General features: G+C 66.7%; 2 protein-coding genes. Both read left to right on the top strand.

Annotation, left to right across the window (positions count from 1 at the left end; genetic code table 11):
• A partial coding sequence (locus tag ZRA01_RS20145) for a tyrosine-type recombinase/integrase (protein WP_141355154.1) occupies nt 1-788 on the top strand: 788 nt, incomplete at its 5' end.
• The gene (locus tag ZRA01_RS20140) at nt 785-1,795 is read left to right on the top strand and encodes a site-specific integrase (protein ID WP_141355153.1); all 1,011 of its coding nucleotides are present in this window, start codon (nt 785-787) and stop codon (nt 1,793-1,795) included. The genes ZRA01_RS20145 and ZRA01_RS20140, both read left to right, overlap by 4 nt.
• Nucleotides 1,796-1,853 lie beyond the last annotated feature (58 nt).

Genomic DNA, 1,853 nt, shown 5'->3' with positions numbered 1-1,853 from the left:
CCGACTGGGCACGCGCCTCACGCTATCCCCGTCCGATCAGTTGGGCGCGGCGTATCGAGGTGCTGCGCGGCTTTGCCGCTTTCTGCCTGCGCACCGACCCGGATACGGTCGTGCCGCCGCCCAAGCTCTTCGGCCCGGCCCACCGACGCCTGGTGCCGCATATCTATACCGCCGAGGAGCTGCAAAGCCTCCTGGATGCAACCGATCGTCTGGGCCCGCCCGGCAGGCTGCGCCCGGCCACCTGCCGAACCCTCTTCGGGCTGCTGGCAGCAACGGGGCTGCGTATCTCCGAAGCGCTCAAGCTGACCCGGACCGATGTGGATCTCGAGGCAGGCGTGCTCGATATCCGGGACACCAAGTGTCACCAGCGCCGCTTCGTTCCGCTGCACTCGAGCGTCACGCCACACCTGCAAGCATATGCCCGGCAGCGGGACCGACTCGTCCCCGGCCCCTGCTGCGATCGCTTCTTCCTGCGTGACGACGGCCGAGCCATCAATCAGCCGAGCATGCTGTACGCGCTGCACCAGGTGTGTCGCCAGCTGGGCTGGCAAGTACGCGGGGACCATGCCCATCACCGGCTCCACGATCTGCGCCATACCTTCATCGTGCGCAGCGTATTGCGCCTCTACGAACAGGGTGACGACGTCGAGCGGGGCTTGTCTGCCCTCTCGATCTACGTCGGGCACGCCAAGGTGATCGATACCTACTGGTACCTCACCGGAATCCCTGAGTTGATGGCCATCGCTGCCGAACGTTTCCACCGCTATGCTCAGGGAGAGCCGACATGATCCCGCTCCTTGCCGATCCCGCCGAGTTCGCCGCCTTGGTCCAGCGTTTCTTTGCCGAGCGCCTCCTTCAGCAGCAGGCCGTGAGCCCCAGGACCGTGGCCGCGTACCGGGACACCTTCCGGCTCCTGCTGGGCTATGCTGAGCGCCAGCTTGGCAAGCCGCCCGCCAGGCTGGCCTTGGGGGATGTCGATGCGGAGTTGATTCTTGGCTTCCTGGCTCACCTCGAAGCCGAGCGCCACAACACGGTGCGTAGCCGCAATGCGCGGCTCGCTGCGGTCCGGGCCTTTGCCCGCTACGTCGCGCTGCAATGCCCGCCGGCCCTGCTGATCGCCCAGCGCATCCTGGCCATCCCGATGAAACGCTTCGACAAGCCGCTGCTCGGGTTTCTCTCTCGCGATGAAGTGCAGGCGCTCCTGACGGCCCCTGACCCTGCAACCTGGTACGGTCGCCGGGACCGCGTGCTGCTACAGCTGCTCTACAACACCGGCGCCCGGGTCTCCGAGCTCATCGGCATCCGCGTCCATGATCTGGAGCTCGACGTCACACCATCGGTACGCTTGCACGGCAAGGGGCGCAAGCAGCGCACCGTGCCACTCTGGAAGGAAACCGTCGTGGAGATCCGACGCTGGCTCCAGTCCGCGGGCCTGCAGAAGGACCAGGCGCTGCTGCCCAATCGATGGGGAAAGCCGATGACCCGTTCGAATGTCGCCGAGCGACTCGCCCGGGCAGTGAGCGCGGCAACGCCGCGGTGCCCGTCGCTTCAAGGGCGGGTGATCTCCCCGCATACGCTGCGTCATACGACCGCGATGCATCTGCTGCAGGCCGGCGTTGACCTGACGGTCATTGCTCTGTGGCTCGGGCACGAGAGTCCGGTAACGACGCATGGCTACGTCGAAGCGGATCTGGCCATGAAGGAGCGCGCCTTGGCCGCGATCGCGCCTCCCGAAACCCACGGCGTGCGCTATCGGCCGGCCGATGCGCTGTTGAAGTTCCTGCAGGCCCTTTGATTATGCGCAGCCGGCATGGGCGGAGTGCCGCTGATCGGGCCGCCCGCCGCCGGCGACT

It is taken from the genome of Zoogloea ramigera (genome assembly GCF_006539865.1).
Taxonomy (GTDB): domain Bacteria; phylum Pseudomonadota; class Gammaproteobacteria; order Burkholderiales; family Rhodocyclaceae; genus Zoogloea; species Zoogloea ramigera.
This window is presented reverse-complemented; position numbering and strand designations above follow the sequence as displayed.

What these genes read in the sequence shown, in the direction of transcription:
- ZRA01_RS20140 (WP_141355153.1), top strand. Translation starts at nt 785, where the DNA reads ATGATCCCGCTCCTTGCCGATCCCGCCGAGTTCGCCGCCTTGGTCCAG.